The 15167-nt window shown below is 67.8% G+C and carries 8 protein-coding genes; 5 read left to right on the forward strand and 3 right to left on the reverse strand.

Translation table 11 applies throughout. The features are described from left to right. Positions 1-10: 10 nt before the first annotated feature. A complete protein-coding gene (locus METRZ18153_RS0106110) occupies positions 11-2191 on the reverse strand; it encodes a cyanophycin synthetase (protein WP_020163888.1) in 2181 nt (726 codons plus the stop codon). A gap of 243 nt (positions 2192-2434) precedes the next feature. Here METRZ18153_RS0106110 and METRZ18153_RS0106115 point away from each other — a divergent pair, with 243 nt between their 5' ends. The 5 genes from METRZ18153_RS0106115 to METRZ18153_RS0106135 all read left to right on the forward strand — a co-directional run bounded on the left by METRZ18153_RS0106115 (position 2435) and on the right by METRZ18153_RS0106135 (position 11213). Further along, the gene (locus METRZ18153_RS0106115; protein ID WP_020163889.1) at positions 2435-4696 is read left to right on the forward strand and encodes a cyanophycin metabolism-associated ABC transporter; all 2262 of its coding nucleotides are present in this window, start codon (positions 2435-2437) and stop codon (positions 4694-4696) included. Then, the gene (locus METRZ18153_RS0106120) at positions 4693-5154 is read left to right on the forward strand and encodes a cyanophycin metabolism-associated DUF1854 family protein (RefSeq protein ID WP_020163890.1); all 462 of its coding nucleotides are present in this window, start codon (positions 4693-4695) and stop codon (positions 5152-5154) included. The genes METRZ18153_RS0106115 and METRZ18153_RS0106120 overlap by 4 nt, the downstream gene beginning before the upstream one ends. A gap of 235 nt (positions 5155-5389) precedes the next feature. Further along, complete coding sequence (locus METRZ18153_RS0106125) at positions 5390-6613, forward strand: efflux RND transporter periplasmic adaptor subunit (protein WP_020163891.1); 1224 nt, start codon at positions 5390-5392, stop codon at positions 6611-6613. 9 nt (positions 6614-6622) lie between these two features. Continuing rightward, positions 6623-9769 carry an efflux RND transporter permease subunit gene (locus METRZ18153_RS0106130; RefSeq protein ID WP_020163892.1) on the forward strand — a complete coding sequence of 1049 codons (3147 nt, stop codon included), beginning with the start codon at positions 6623-6625 and terminating at the stop codon, positions 9767-9769. Further along, positions 9750-11213 carry an efflux transporter outer membrane subunit gene (locus tag METRZ18153_RS0106135; RefSeq protein WP_020163893.1) on the forward strand — a complete coding sequence of 488 codons (1464 nt, stop codon included), beginning with the start codon at positions 9750-9752 and terminating at the stop codon, positions 11211-11213. The genes METRZ18153_RS0106130 and METRZ18153_RS0106135 overlap by 20 nt, the downstream gene beginning before the upstream one ends. Before the next feature lie 80 nt (positions 11214-11293). Here the strand turns inward: METRZ18153_RS0106135 and ggpS are convergent, their stop codons facing one another. Beyond that, on the reverse strand, positions 11294-13558 hold the full coding sequence (gene ggpS / locus METRZ18153_RS0106140; RefSeq protein ID WP_020163894.1) for a glucosylglycerol-phosphate synthase: 2265 nt from the start codon (positions 13556-13558) through the stop codon (positions 11294-11296). 40 nt (positions 13559-13598) lie between these two features. Further along, the gene (locus METRZ18153_RS0106145) at positions 13599-14852 is read right to left on the reverse strand and encodes an MFS transporter (protein ID WP_020163895.1); all 1254 of its coding nucleotides are present in this window, start codon (positions 14850-14852) and stop codon (positions 13599-13601) included. Positions 14853-15167 lie beyond the last annotated feature (315 nt).

The following is a 15167-nucleotide window of genomic DNA, read 5'->3' on the forward strand; positions in this document are numbered from 1 at the left end:
AGGCGGTGTTTCAGGCCGGTACCGCGACGGGCACCGGGGGATCGAAGGTTTCGGCGCCGGTGCGCAACGCCGCCGGCGACAGGCCGAGCGACCAGGCGGCCGCCAGCGCGGCGAGCAGGTTCTCGGTCGCGTGCAGCGGTTCGCCGTCGGTCAGCGGCAGGCTGGCGAGCGGGCACAGCACTTCGGTGCGCTCGGCTTCGAGCAGACGGATCTGGCCGTCGCGCACGATGACTGCGCGGCCGCCGGACTGCACGTGGCTGCCGACGATGCCGTTGTCGGCGTGCGTGCTGTACCAGATCACCTCGCCGTCGCACAGCTCGGCCATCTCGGCCTGCAGCGGATCGTCGGCGTTCAGCACGCCGGTGCCACGGCGCAGTACCACGTCGATCTGGCTGCGCAGCACGTTGAACACGCGGTCGGACGAGTCGATGTAGTAGTCGCCGAAATGCGCTTCCGGATCGATGCGCGTGAGCACGCCGACCTGGCAGCGGTCGTAGGCCAGGCCTTCCTTCAGTATCGTTTCGAAGCTGTTCTCGATCACCGCCACTTCGGCGCCGGGATTCATCAGCACGCGCTGCGACGGCTCGAAGCGGGCGGCGTCGCCGTCTTCGAGGCGGCGGCTGTCGAGGTAGAGGCCGTCGCTGCAGGCGAGGCCGACGCGCTGGCCGGAAAAGCGCATCAGGTGCGCGATCAGCCGGGCGACCGTGGTCTTGCCGCGGGTGCCGCTGACGCCGATGACCGGAATGCGGCCGTCGTCGGCGGTCGCGAACAGGTGGTCGACGATGGCGCGACCAACCGGACGCGGCGTGCCGATGGCCGGCTTCAGATGCATCAGCAGGCCGGGGCCGGCGTTCACTTCGACGATGGCGCCGCCCTGTTCGCGCAGCGGGCGGCGGATGTCCTCGACCACCAGATCGATGCCGGCGATGTCGAGGCCGACCACGCGGGCGGCCAGCGCCACCAGGCGGGCGGTGTCCGGATGGACCTGGTCGGTCACGTCGTAGGCGATGTTGCCGTTGCGCTGCACCAGCACGCGGGCGCTTTCGGCCGGCACCGAGTCGGCGCTGTAGCCCTGGCGCTCCAGTTCGAAGCGCAGCTTGGCGTCGCGTTCGGGAATCAGCAGGTCGAGCGGGAATTCCTGCTCCGGTCCGCGGCGCGGATCGATATTGATCTGGCTGTCGAGCAGCTGGCGGACGGTGGATCGCCCGTCGCCGGTGATCCAGACGGTTTCGCCGGCAACCGCCGCGACCATCTGCTTGCCGACCACCAGCAGGCGGTGCTCGTTGCCCGGGATGAAGCGCTCGACCAGCACGTACTTGCTGTAGCGGCGCGCCAGTTCGTAGGCGGTGGCGACTTCTTCGCGCTTGGTCAGTTCGGCCGACACGCCGCGGCCGTGATTGGCGTTGGCCGGCTTGACGACCACTGGCACGCCGATGTCCTCGGCCGCAGCCCAGGCGTCGTCGGCGTCGCTGACTTCGCGGCCTTCCGGCACCGGCACGCCGCAGCCGGCGAGCAGGCGCTTGGTCAGGTCCTTGTCGCGCGAAATGCCTTCGGCGATCGCGGCGGTGCGGTCGGTTTCGGCGGTCCAGATGCGGCGCAGCTTGCGGCCGTAGCCCAGCTGCACCAGATTGCCGTCGTTCAGGCGGATGGACGGGATGCGACGGTCCTGTGCCGCCTCGACGATGCAGCCGGTGCTCGGACCCAGGCAGTGTTCGTCGACCAGGTCGCGCAGTTCCGAAACGGCTGCCTTGACGTCGAACGCGCGGTCGTCCATCGCCGACAGCACCAGTTCGCGTGCGGCGAGTATCGCGGCACGGCTGACGATGTGATTGCCGGAGATGACCACCACCTTGTAGACACCACGCTCGGACGTTTCGCGCGCCTTGCCGAAGTTGCCCTTCATGCCGGCCTGGTTCTGCAGTTCCAGCGTCACGTGTTCGAGTATGTGGCCGGGCCAGGTGCCTTCGCGCAGCCGGCGCACGAAACCGCCGCGCTCTTCGTAGCTGCACGTGTGTTCGTGCAGGGCGGGCAGCCAGTCGATCAGCCGATCGACGAAGCCGGGAATGGTGTTCGAGGGGGAGTCTTCGAGTTCGCCGATGTCTATCCAGACTTCGAGCGCTGGAACATAGGTCCAGATATTGGGGCCGCGCAGTTCGAGGGTGCGCAGGATTTCGATCGAGCGTTTACTCATCGTGCGGGGTCGGTGGTGGTCCGGAGCCCCGAGGTTGTTGAAAACATCGGCTTAACGGCGTCTTTGCGCTTTGGTTGACAGCTTTTTCATCTATTTTTGAACCTGCGTCGGGGACGTGTTCCGGCCCTGTCGCCGGCGCTATACTCCGCCGCCTCGCCGGGCTCCGTGTCGTCGAGCGCGTGCTCGTCGCCGGCCCCGCTTCATGCGTACCTTTCCGCACTCTTGCCGCCCGAAACCGCCCCGATGACCCGCGCCACCGAAGACCGCCTGCTCCCCGACGACCTGCCGCAGGCGTGGCGCAGCGGGCTGGCGGCGCAATTGCAGCCGGGCGAGGCGGTTCAGGTCTGGCTGCAGACCGATCTCGACGACACGCTTCATTTCGCAACGAATCTGCTGGTGCTGACCGACCGCCGGCTGCTGGCCTGTGCCGGTGAGCAGTGGCGCAACTGGCCGCTGGCCGCCGGCCAGCACTTCCAGCACCACGACCACGCCGGCGTCGGCACGCTGGCGCTGCACGACAGCGAACGCCGCCTCGCCGGCTGGCGCTACACGCTGGCGCTGAACACCGAAGCACTGCGGCTGGCCGACCAGCACACGCGACAGATCGAGCGGCTGACCCATCCCGACCACGTGGTCGAGGACGAGGACGGCCTGTGCCCGCGCTGCAAGGCGCCGCTGCCGCCGGACGACGACGAGTGCCCGCTGTGCGAACGCAGCACGACGCGCCCACCGTCCACCTGGGCGCTGCTGCGGCTGTGGCGTTTCGCCCGGCCATACCGCGGGCGTCTGTTCGCCGGCTTTCTGCTGACGCTGGCGTCGACCGCGGCCAATCTGGTGCCGCCCTACCTGACCATCCCGCTGATGGACAAGGTGCTCATTCCGCACCAGACCGGTACGCCGATCACGGTGGCGGCAGTGTGGCCCTATCTGGCCGGTCTGCTCGGCGCCGCACTGCTGGGCTGGGCGCTGGGCTGGGCGCGCACATATATATTGGCGCGCGTGTCGGAGCGCATCGGCGCCGACCTGCGCACCACCACCTTCGACCACCTGATGGGCCAGTCGCTGGAGTATTTCGGCGGCAAGCGCACCGGCGACCTGATGGCGCGCATCGGCGCCGAGACCGACCGCATCAACGTGTTCCTGTCGCTGCACCTGCTCGATTTCGCGACCGACGTGCTGATGCTGTTCATGACCGCGGTGGTGCTGTTCTCGATCAACCCGTGGCTGGCGCTGGTGACCCTGCTGCCGCTGCCGGTGATCGCCTGGATGATCCACACGGTGCGCGACCGGCTGCGCACCGGCTTCGAGAAGGTGGACCGCATCTGGGGCGAGGTGACCAATGTGCTGGCCGACACCATTCCGGGCATCCGCGTGGTGAAGGCTTTCGCGCAGGAGAAGCGCGAGTCGGCCCGCTTCGCTGCCGCCAATCGCCGCAACCTCGAAACCAACGATCGGGTGAACCGCGTGTGGTCGTTGTTTGGCCCGACGGTGACGCTGCTGACCGAGGTCGGCCTGCTGTTCGTCTGGGGCTTCGGCATCTGGCAGGTCGGCCGCGACCACATCACGGTGGGCGTGCTGACCGCCTTCATCGCCTACATCAGCCGCTTCTACCTGCGCCTGGATTCGATGAGCCGCATCGTGTCGGTGACGCAGAAGGCGGCAGCCGGTGCCAAGCGCATCTTCGACATCCTGGACCACGGTTCCAGCGTGCCGGAGCCGGCGCGGCCGGTGCATCTGGCGCGGGTCGAAGGCCGCATCGAACTGCGCGGCGTGGCTTTCCGCTACGGCAACCGCGCGGTGCTGCGCGGCGTCGATCTCGACATCGCGCCGGGTGAATTCATCGGCCTGGTCGGCCACAGCGGCTCCGGCAAGAGCACGCTGGTGAACCTGATCAACCGCTTCTACGACGTGTCCGGCGGCAGCATACGGATAGACGGCACCGACATCCGCGCGCTGCCGGTGGCCGAGTACCGGCGCCACATCGGCCTGGTGCTGCAGGAGCCTTTCCTGTTCTTCGGCACCATCGCCGACAACATCGCCTACGGCAAGCCTGAGGCCACGCGTGCCGAGATCATCGCGGCGGCGCGGGCAGCGCACGCGCATGAATTCATCCTGCGTCTGCCGCACGGCTACGACTCGATGGTGGGTGAGCGTGGCCAGACCCTGTCGGGCGGCGAGCGCCAGCGCATCTCGATCGCCCGTGCGCTGCTGATCGATCCGCGCATCCTGATACTCGACGAGGCGACCTCATCGGTCGATACCGCGACCGAGAAGGAAATCCAGCGCGCGCTCGACAACCTGGTCGAGGGCCGTACCACGCTGGCCATCGCCCACCGCCTGAGTACCTTGCGCAAGGCCGACCGGCTGGTCGTGCTCGACCGCGGCCAGATCGTCGAGGTCGGCCCGCACGACGAACTGATGGCGCGCGAAGGTCACTATTACCGGCTCTACATGGCGCAGCAGCGGCTGGCCGAAGCCGATGCCGCCGAAGGAGCGCTGGCATGACGATTTCGCTCGAACGCGACGCGCACGGCCTGCTGGTTTTCGTCGACGCCGCAGGCGAGCGCCACGCCGGCGTGCAGCCGGTGCGCGCCTTCCCGCTGTCGGCGCCGGGCGAGGGCGTGGCGCTGATGTCGGCCGACGGCCACGAACTGGCCTGGTTCGACGCCCCGGACGCGCTCGACGCCGCCAGCCGCGCATTGCTCGACGAGGAACTGTCGCGCCGCGAATTCATGCCGCGCATCCGCAGTATCGCCGGCGTATCGAGCTTTTCCACGCCCTGCGACTGGGACATCGTGACCGACCGCGGCGCCACCCGCTTCACGCTGCGCAGCGAAGACGACATCCGCCGCCTCGGCGGCGCACGGCTGCTGATCACCGACAGCCACGGCATCCACTACGAAGTCGCCGACATGAAGGCGCTCGACCGGCCCAGCAGGCGCATCCTCGACCGCTTCCTGTGATCGATCCGCGGGCATCGCCGCGGGTGCCCCGCAAGCGCAGAATCGCCTTTCCTCCCATTCGCATGTCGTGACGCGAGGCCGTCGTTCGTCGAGAGCGTAATGAAAGTTTTTTTCATTGGAGTGGTTTAAACATACACGAATGTATGTTTATAATCGGCCCGGTATCTGCGTGGTCGGTCCACGCATCGATCATTGCCAAGCGCGGCGCCGACTGCGCGTTACTCCGGGATAAGCGATGAAAAAGGAAACGGATTTCTTTCGGGCCGTGGGCCTGCTGGGTGCAGGTCTGCTGGCGCTTGCGCTGGCCGGCTGCGGTCAGGACAAGGGTGGCGAGCACGCCAATGGCGGCATGCCGCCGGCTGCGGTGAAGGTGCTCACCGTGACGCCGCAGGAAGTGCCGGTGCATTACGACTACGTCGGCCAGGTGGCCGGTTCGCGCGAGATCGAGGTGCGGGCGCGGGTGACCGGCATCGTCGAGAAGCGGCTGTACGAGGAAGGCCAGCGCATCAAGGAAGGGCAGGTGATGTTCCGGCTCGACGCCGCGCCATATCGTGCGCGCGTCGCTGCAGCAGATGCCCAGCTCGATCAGGCGAAGGCGCAGCTGGCGCAGGCCGAGCGCGAGTACGCGCGGGTGAAGCCGCTGGCGGATGCCGAGGCGGCCAGCCGCAAGGAAGCCGACGACGCGCAATCGACGCGCGATCTGGCGCGTGCTGCGGTCAAGGCGGCCGAGGCGCAACTGCAGCAGGCGCAGATCGATCTGGGCTACACCGACGTGCGCGCGCCGCTGGGCGGCGTCGCCGGTCGCGCGCTGAAGGTCGAGGGCAGTCTCGCCGTGGCCGGGGGCGACAGCCTGCTGACCACGCTGGCGCAGACCGACCCTGCTTATGTGAACTTCGGCGTCGGCGAAGTGGAATACCTGCGCACCCGCGACGAAGTCGCGCGCGGCGCGCTGAAGCTCGATCCGCAAGGCTTCCTGGTCAAGCTCAAGGGCTCGGATGGCGCCGAATTCCCGCGTAGCGGCCGGCTCGGCTTCCAGGACTACAAGGCGGATACCAGCACCGGTGCCTTCGCGCTGCGTGCCACCTTCGAAAACAAGGACGGCAAGCTGTCGCCGGGCCAGTTCGTGCGCGTGCTGCTGTCCGGCGCCACCCGCCCGGACGCGATCGCGGTGCCACAGCGCGCCGTGCTCGACAGCCCGAACGGCAAGTTCGTGTACGTGATCGCCGAAGCCGACGGCAAGACGCTGGCGCAGCCGCGTCCGGTCAAGCTCGGCGAATGGGCGCAGCTCGGCGGCGAACTGGGCAATGCCTGGGTGATTCGCGAGGGCCTGAAGGCGGGCGAGCGCGTCATCGTCGATGGCATGGCGCGCATCTTCGTGCCTGGCTCGCCGGTGCGCATTGACGACGGCTCCGCGCCGGCACAGCCGCCGGCAGGTGCTGCGGCACCGGCCGCGCAGTAAGGAGCCGCCATGTTTTCGCGCTTCTTCATAGACAGGCCGATCTTCGCCTTCGTCATTTCGATATTGCTGGTGCTGGCGGGTCTTGCCGCCATGCGCACGCTGCCGATCGCGCAGTACCCGGAAATCGCGCCGCCCGAAGTGATGGTGCGCGCGGTCTATCCGGGCGCTTCCGCCGAAACCATCGCGCAGACCGTGGCCGCACCGCTGGAAAGCGTCATCACCGGCGTCGAAGGCATGATGTACATGCGCTCGACCTCGACCTCGAATGGCGTGGTCGAAATCTACGCCACCTTCGAAATCGGCACCGACCCCGACAAGGCGGCGGTGAACGTGAATAACCGGGTCAAGCAGGCCGACGCCCGTCTGCCCGAAGAGGTTCGCCGGCAGGGCGTGGTGGTCGAGAAGGGCTCGTCCGCCTTCCTGGCGGTGATGGCTTTCTACTCGCCGGATGGCACGCACGAACAGCTCTACACGTCGAACTACGTGACGCTGAACGTGCTGGACAACATCAAGAAGATTCCGGGCACGACCAACGTGCAGATCTTCGGTGCCAAGGACTACGCCATGCGCATCTGGGTACGCCCGGACCGCATGACGCAGCTCGGCGTCACCGTGCCCGAGATCGCCGCTGCGCTGCGCGAGCAGAACGCGCAGTTCGCCGCCGGCAAGATCGGCCAGTCGCCGACCGGCGGCGACCAGGACATGGTCTACACCATCACCACCAAGGGCCGGCTGTCCACGGTCGAGGAATTCGAGAACATCATCCTGCGCTCGAATGCCGATGGCACGAAGCTGCGCCTGCGCGACGTCGCGCGCGTCGAACTGGGTTCCAAGGACAACGACTTCAACGGCACCTACAACGGCAAGCCGGCGGTGCTGATGGGCGTGTTCCTGCAGCCGGGCGCCAACGCGCTGGACGTGGCCAAGGAAGTGAAGGGTGCGGTGGCCGAGATGGCGACCCGCTTCCCGCCGGGCATGACCTATGCCATTCCGTACGACACCACGCGCTTCGTCGAGGTGTCGATCAAGGAAGTGGTGAAGACGCTGGGCGAGGCGATGATCCTGGTGTTCATCGTCGTGTTCGTGTTCCTGCAGAACATCCGCGCCACGCTGATCCCGGTGCTGGCGGTGCCGGTGTCGCTGCTCGGCACCTTCGCCGGCCTGCACGTGCTCGGCTACTCGATCAACACACTGACGCTGTTCGGCATGGTGCTGGCCATCGGCATCGTGGTCGATGACGCCATCGTGGTGCTGGAGAACGTCGAGCGCATCATGCACGAGCAGAGGCTGAGCGCTCGCGAGGCTGCGCTGAAGGCGATGCACGAGGTGACCGGACCGGTCATCGCCATCGTGCTCGTGCTGACCGCGGTGTTCGTGCCGATCGCCTTCCTTGGCGGCCTGACCGGCGAGCTGTATCGCCAGTTCGCGGTGACGATCTCGATCGCCGTCGTGCTGTCCGGCCTGGTCGCGCTGACGATGACGCCGGCGCTGTGCGTGGCGCTGCTGAAGAACGAGCACAAGAGCACGGCGCGCATCTTCGTCTGGTTCAACGACTGGTTCGCCCGCGTCACCCACCGCTACACCGGTGCCGTGACCTGGATGATCCGTCGCTCGGCGGTCGGCGTCGTGCTGTTCATCGGCATGGTGGTGATCACCGCCGGTCTGTGGAGCAAGACACCGGGTTCGCTGGTGCCGGACGAGGACCAGGGCTATTACATCGCCGCCATCTTCCTGCCGGACGGCGCCACGCTGGAGCGCACCGACAAGGTGGTGGACGAGGTGATGAAGGCGATCCAGTCCAACCCGGCCAACGAGCACGTGATGGCCTTCGCCGGCATGGACTTCATCGGCGGTGGCTTCAAGAACAGCGCGGCCACCATCTTCGTCAGCCAGAAGCACTGGGACGAGCGGACGATGAGCACGCAGCAGCTGGTGGGCGAACTGTTCGGCAAGACCGCGGGCATCAAGGAGGCGCTGGTGCTGGCCTTCAACCCGCCGGCCATCTTCGGTCTGGGCAACACCGGCGGCTTCGAGTTCTATCTGCAGAACCGCGGCGACGGCGGCACCAAGCGCCTGGTCGAGAACATGGGCGCGCTGGTTGGCGCCTCGCACCAGAGCACGGTGCTGGCCGGCGGCCTGCAGACCCTGTGGCGGCCGAACGCACCGCAGCTCTATGTCGACGTCGACCGCGAACGCGCGAAGTCGCTGGGCATTCCGCTCGACGACGCGTTCACCACGCTGGCCGGCACGCTGGGTACCTTCTACGTGAACGACTTCAACAAGTTCGGTCGCGTCTGGCAGGTGCTGATGTCGGCCGAGAGTCAGTACCGCCGCACGCCGGAGGACATTGGCCGCCTGTACGTGAAGAACACGGCCGGCGACATGGTGCCGGTGTCGGCCTTCGCCAAGGTCGAGTACAGCTCGGGCCCGGACACGGTGGACCGCTACAACAACCTGCCGGCGGTGAAGCTGATGGGCCAGGCCGCACCGGGCTATTCGTCCGGCCAGGCCATCGCCGAGGTCGAGCGGCTGGTGAAGGATCTGCCGGGCGACATGAGCTACGAATGGACCGGCGCCGCCTTCCAGGAAAAGCGCGTGTCGAGTGCGGCCGCGCTGGCGCTGATCATGGCGGCGGTGATGGTGTTCCTGATTCTCGCCGCCCAGTACGAGAAGTGGTCGCTGCCGTTCTCGGTGCTGCTGGCCATGCCCTTCGGCATCTTCGGTGCGCTGGCGGCGGTGTGGCTGCGCGGCATGACCAATGACGTGTATTTCCAGATCGGTCTGGTGACGCTGCTCGGCCTGTCGGCCAAGAACGCCATCCTGATCGTCGAGTACGCGGTGCTGAAGCATCACGAAGGCTATCCGGTCGCCGCCGCGGCGATCGAGGCGGCGCGCCTGCGCCTGCGCCCCATCGTGATGACCTCGCTCGCCTTCATCCTCGGCGTGCTGCCGCTGGCCATCTCGACCGGCGCCGGCGCCGGCGCGCGGGTGTCGGTGGGTACCGGCGTCATCGGCGGCATGCTGGCCGCGACCTTCCTTGCCATCTTTTTCGTGCCGCTCTTCTACAAGCTCATCGTCGATCGCCGCCTGGCGACGCCGGAAGAAGAGCTGAAGGTGCACAAGCCGGAGACGCCCCATGTCCACGCACATCATTGATCCGGCGCGCCGCACGCTGCTGTCGGCCGCCGTGGCCGCGGCCCTGCTGTCGGCCTGCGCACTGAACCCGAAGCCGACGCCGGAACTCGACCTGCCGGCGGTGACCGCGACCACGCCGGTCGAGATCGACCGCTGGTGGGAAAGCTTCCGCGACCCGGTGCTGGACGGCCTGATCGCCGAGGCGCTCGAACGCAACGACGATGTCGTGATCGCGGTGCAGCGCGTGCAGTCGTCGCGCGCCGCGCTCGACCTGGTGCGCATCAACCGCCTGCCGGACGCCAGCCTGTCGCTGTCGGGCTCGCGTCAGCAGTACAGCAACGAGCGGCCGATCCCGGGCCGCTCGCGCCAGTACAACACGGTGATCGGCGGCATTTCGGCGTCCTACGAGCTGGATCTGTTCGGTCGCCTGTCCGGTCAGCGCGACGTCGCGCGCCAGCAGCTCGCGGCCAGCCGCTACGCGCTCGAAGGCCTGCGCGCGTCGGTCACCGCTCAGGTGGCGCGCGCCTATTTCAGCCTGCGTGCGCTCGACGCCGACGAGGCGCTGCTGTCGCAGACGCTGGCCACGCGCGACGCCGCACTGGCGCTGCGCGAAAAGCAGTTTGCCGGCGGCACCATCGGCCGCTACGACCTGGAAATTTCGCGCTCGGAACGCGCCAGCGTGGCGGCAGCACTCGCCACCACGCGCAGCGGTCGCGAACAGGCGGAAACCGCACTGGCCGTGCTGCTCGGCCGCTCGCCGCGCGAGCTGGTCGAGCGCATTCCGGACCGCGGTCTGGCGCTGTCGACGCTGGCAGTGCAGCCGGAAATCCCGGCCGGTCTCAGTTCCGACCTGCTGGCGCGACGCGCCGACGTGCGCGCGGCAGAGGCCAATCTGGCCGCGGCCAGTCTGAGCGTCGAAGTGGCGCGCACGCAGTGGTTCCCGACCATATCGCTGACTGCCGGCCTGGGCGGCGAAAGTGCGGCACTGGGCAGCCTGCTGTCGTCGTCGGCCCGCACCTGGAACATCGGTGCGGCGATCGCGCAGCCGCTGGTCGGCCTGCTCAGCACGCGCGCCATCGTCGCGCAGTCGGAAGCCGAACGTGCGCAGATCGCACAGACCTACCAGCAGGCCGCCCGCCAGGCCTACGCCGACGCGCTGAGCGCACTGTCCGCCGCCCGCGGTGCGCGCGAGGCGATGGAAGAAACCGCCACGCTGTTCGACGCCACCTCGAAGGCGCGCGATCTTGCCGAGAAGAGCTACGAAGCCGGGCGTGCCAGCCGCATCGTGCTGCTCGACGCCGAACGCGAAAAGCTGTCAGCCGAACGCCAGCTCATTTCCACCCGCCTCGATCGCGTGACCGCACTGGTGAACACCTACCAGGCGCTGGGCGGCGGCTGGTCGGGTCGCATCGAGACCGGTGGCGACGACGAAAAGCTGGAGAACGCGCCGACCGCGTCACGCTGAAGATTTCCTTTCCTCCTCCAAGGAACTTGAGCGCGGGCTTGTCCCGCGCTTTTTTTTTCGCCGCTCAGGTTGAGAGCGTTTCAGGCTGCCATCACCGTCTGCACCGGTGGTTCGCTGACCGATTCCACCGCCGCCAGAAATTCCGCACCCCAGCGCACGATGTCGTTGTGCTGGACGATGGCGAACAGTTCGCGCAATCGTGACTCGGCTTCGGCGCGGTGGATGTTCAGCGCGTACAGGCATTTGTCGCGCAGGTCGTTGCGGTCGTGCGGGTTGGTCAGCACCGCGCCGTGCAGCTCGGCCGCCGCGCCAGCGAACTCCGACAGCACCAGCACGCCACCGCCCTGCATCAGCCCCTGGGTGGCGACATACTCCTTGGACACGAGATTGAGCCCGTCGCGCAGCGGCGTGATCCACATGACGTCGGCGATGGCGTAGTAGGCCACCAGTTCGGCGAACGGGATGGGGCGGAAGAAGAACTGCACCGGCGTCCAGCCGACGCGCGAGAAGCGGCCGTTGATGCGGCCGACCGCCTGTTCGATCTGCGTCTGCAGCGTGTCGTAGATGGTCATTTCGCTCGCTGCGGGCACGCATACGGCGATCAGCGTCACTTTCTGCCGCAGCTCCTCGTTCTGTTCGAGCAGCTGTTCGAAGGCGAGCAGCTTTTCCAGCGTGCCCTTGGTGTAGTCCAGCCGCTCGACCGACAGGATGACGCGTTGCCCCGTCATTTCGCGTCGTAGCCGGTCCATCAGACGGGCGCTCTGCGTGTCGGCGAGAATGCGGCCGATGCGGCCGACATCGAGCCCGACCGGGTGAGCGCCGATGCCGATGCGCCGGCCATGCACCTCGATCCCCGTCGTCATCTCGTCCAGCCCGACCGCGCAGCCGTAGGTGAGGAAGCGTGGTGCGCAGTTCCTCGTTTCGAGCACGCGCAGCGGCGCCACGCCGCGCGCGACGTCGACGAAGTTCTCGGCCTGGCGCGGAATGTGGAAACCGATGTAGTCGCACTGCAGCAGGCTGCCGACGATGTCGCGCCGCCACGGCATCACGTTGAACACGTCGGCCGACGGGAAATAGGTGTGGTGGAAGAAGGCGATCTTCAGATCGGGTCGCAGCTCGCGCAGCGCTGCCGGCACCATCCACAGGTTGTAGTCGTGCAGCCATACCGTGGCGCCGTGCGCCGCCTCGGCGGCGGTGCGTTCGGCGAACAGCCGGTTCACCTTCAGGAACACCTGCCAGTCGTCCTCGCGGAACTGCGCGCGCTCCCAGAAAGTGTGCAAGGTCGGCCAGAACGCCTCCTTCGAGAAGCGCTTGTAGAAGATGTCCACGTCCTGCGTCGTCAGCTCGACGCGGGCACAGCGCAGGCCGGGGTACTGCTCGCGGTCGACCGTGGTGTGCGTTTCGAAGCGGGCGTCGCCGGCGTGCGCGCTCGACCAGGCGATCCACGAACCTTTGCGCCCATCGGCGAAGAAGCTCAGCAGGGTCGGGATGATGCCGTTCGGCGAGCGGTGCGGCCGGCGCAGGATGGTGCCGTCGTCGTCGATCGCTTCCTCGTAGGGCAGGCGGTGATAGACGATGACCAGTTCCGACTTGCCGCAGGGCGCCATGGTTTCGCTGCCGGGCGGCAGCAGCAGCGTGCGGTCGATGAAGCGGAAGAAGTCGAGTGCTTCGAGGATGCCGGCACAGCCGACGCGGCGCGAATGCAGCACGCGCGTGCGGTCGGCGGTGGCGGCCAGCAACGCTGCTTCCGATTCGCCGACGCAGACGCCGCGGAAGCCCTGCTCGAACATCGACAGGTCGTTCAGCGTATCGCCCGCCACCAGTACGTGGTTCATGTCGATACCGAGGTCATGCACCAGCCGGCGCAGCGTGCTGCCCTTGTTCACGCCGCGCGGCAGGAAATCGAGATAGCGGTCGGCCGAGTACAGCAGGTCGCAGTTCTGTTCGTTGGCGATGCGGTATAGCTCGTCGGTCACCGCGTCGCTGTCGCAGAAATAGGAGCAGCGTCGCTGTTGCGGCACCTCCTGTCGCTGCAGGCCGGGAATGCCCTGCAGCGCCTCGCTCACTGCGCGCTCGCCCGGCCACAGCGCATCGATGTCGGCCTGCAGCGGCTGCACAGCCTGTCGGGTGCGTCCATCGACCACGGTGGCACCGACGTCGGCGATGACGTAGTGCGGCACCGGGATGGCTGCATCGGACAGGATGGGCAGCACGGCTTCGAGGCCGCGGCCGGTCACGAACACCAGCGTGATGTCCGGATCGTTGCTGATCAGTTGATAGAGCTGCTGGCGTGCGTCGGTGTCGCCGGCGAGAAAGGTGCCGTCCAGATCGGGGGCGATGAGCATGTCGTACTCCCTGTGGAAAGGTTGGCGGTCGGGGTGAAGGTCAGCGGGTCTCCGTGGTGGATGTGTCGGGATCGGGGCGGGCGGTGCCAGCCAGTTCGAAGGCGGTCGAGGTGGTGCGCACCATGGGCAGGAAGCGCGTCTGCAGCGCGACCTGCGCCGGCATGCGGCGCAGCAGCGAGGAGGCAAGCAGCGCCAGCACGCCCTGGGTCAGCGCGAACCACATTGGCAGCGCGTCGGGCCCCAGCGCGGCCATCGCGAGGCCGGCGGCCAGCGGGCCGAGTGCGGCGCCTATGCCGTGCACCAGCAGCAGTCCGCTGCTGCCGGCCAGCACTTCGTGCGGGTCGAGCCGGTCTATCAGGCGCGCCATCGCCATCGGGTAGAGCGCGAACGCGAAGCCGCCGTAGAGCAGCCCGGCGGTCGCCGTCGCGTCGGCGCCGAAGGGCAGCGCGAACATCGGCAGCAGCGCCAGCAGCGCGGCGGCAAAAGCCACCAGCGTGATGACGCGGCCGCGGTCGTGACGGTCGGACAGCATGCCCAGCGGCCACTGGAACAGCGCGCCGCCGACGATGGTTGCGCTCATGAATGCGGCCACGCCCGAGCTGCCCAGTCCGCTGCGGTCGGCCCACACCGCGCCCAGACCCCAGAAGGCGCCCATCGCGAGGCCGGAGGCGAAGGCCGCATCGAAGGCGATCGGTGCCTTTCGGTACAGGCTGCGCAGCGCCGGTGCCGCGGCATTGTCGATCTGCGGCTGGCTCAGTCGCGTCGCCGCCACCGGCATCACCGCTGCGCACACCAGCAGCGCGGCCAGCACGAACAGCGTGTGCGTGCCGGCGTCGCCGACCTGCAGCAGCTGCTGGGCCAGCGCCAGTGCGCCGAGATTCACGCCCATATAGGTCGCGAACACGCGGGCCCGTTGCGCCGGCGCGGCCTGGCTGTTGAGCCAGCTTTCGACGATGGCGTACAGCCCGACCATCGCGATGCCGGTGATCAGGCGCACCGGCGCCCACACCCAGGGCGACACCCACATTTCGTGCAGCAGCACGCTGCAGGCCACGGCCGAGGTGAAGAAGGCGAACGCGCGCACGTGGCCGACGCGGCGGATCAGCGTCGGCGCGACCCGGGTGCCGATCAGGAAGCCGGCGAAGAACAGCGAGCCGAGCAGACCCATGAAAGGGCTGCCATATCCTTCGATGCCGCCGCGCACGGCGAGCAGCGTGGTGAGCAGGCCGCTGCCGAGCAGCAGCAGGGCGACGCCGCCGAGCAGGGCGGCGAGCGGTGCAAGATGGACGAACAAGGCTTCGACTCCGCTTGATTGGAGGGGAAGCGACCGGACGCTGGGTGATGCGGGGCGACGGGCGTGAGGCCCGCCTGTCACGAAAGGCCGCGCTGAAGAAGTACTGGCACTGGCTGCTTGGGAGCCCACGAGGATAGCCGCGGGGCGATCGCAGGTCTGTAGGAACTCGCCGACCCGTCGCACGCTCCACTGACCCGCAGTCGCAGCTTTGCCGTCGCCGTTTACACTGCATTCACCTGCCGGCGGCTCAGGCAGCGTTTCGATTAACAGGCACCCACAATAATGATCGGGTCTCGACCGTCGGTCGCACCCAAC

Source organism: Methyloversatilis discipulorum (assembly GCF_000385375.1).
In the GTDB taxonomy this organism is placed as follows: Bacteria; Pseudomonadota; Gammaproteobacteria; order Burkholderiales; family Rhodocyclaceae; genus Methyloversatilis; species Methyloversatilis discipulorum_A.

Coding starts and splice junctions, on each gene's coding strand:
- METRZ18153_RS0106110 (WP_020163888.1), bottom strand. CDS start 2,191: ATGAGTAAACGCTCGATCGAAATCCTGCGCACCCTCGAACTGCGCGGC.
- METRZ18153_RS0106115 (WP_020163889.1), top strand. CDS start 2,435: ATGACCCGCGCCACCGAAGACCGCCTGCTCCCCGACGACCTGCCGCAG.
- METRZ18153_RS0106120 (WP_020163890.1), top strand. CDS start 4,693: ATGACGATTTCGCTCGAACGCGACGCGCACGGCCTGCTGGTTTTCGTC.
- METRZ18153_RS0106125 (WP_020163891.1), top strand. CDS start 5,390: ATGAAAAAGGAAACGGATTTCTTTCGGGCCGTGGGCCTGCTGGGTGCA.
- METRZ18153_RS0106130 (WP_020163892.1), top strand. CDS start 6,623: ATGTTTTCGCGCTTCTTCATAGACAGGCCGATCTTCGCCTTCGTCATT.
- METRZ18153_RS0106135 (WP_020163893.1), top strand. CDS start 9,750: ATGTCCACGCACATCATTGATCCGGCGCGCCGCACGCTGCTGTCGGCC.
- ggpS (WP_020163894.1), bottom strand. CDS start 13,558: ATGCTCATCGCCCCCGATCTGGACGGCACCTTTCTCGCCGGCGACACC.